Consider the following 269-nt stretch of genomic DNA (forward strand, 5'->3'; position numbering starts at 1 on the left):
CTTCTCCGCGCACGCGGAGGTATTTCCGATTATTGACTTCGCCCCTAGGGCTACGGTGACTCTTCTCCGCGCACGCGGAGGTATTTCCGGCCTGCATGTCCATAACGTGCTGTTGCCAGTCTCTTCTCCGCGCACGCGGAGGTATTTCCCAGGTATACCAGTGGGGCCCAGCCCACAACATCTCTTCTCCGCGCACGCGGAGGTATTTCCGACGAGGCAGAGACCAACCAGTTTCCCACCAACTCTTCTCCGCGCACGCGGAGGTATTT

The 269-nt window shown here is 59.1% G+C and carries 1 CRISPR repeat array.

Annotated features, from left to right (window positions below):
• Positions 1–268: a CRISPR direct-repeat array (repeat unit 24 nt; unit sequence CTTCTCCGCGCACGCGGAGGTATT).
• Position 269: the final 1 nt, after the last annotated feature.

Origin of the sequence: Corynebacterium sp. HMSC077D03 (assembly GCF_001808545.1) — a bacterium.
In the GTDB taxonomy this organism is placed as follows: Bacteria; Actinomycetota; Actinomycetes; order Mycobacteriales; family Mycobacteriaceae; genus Corynebacterium; species Corynebacterium simulans.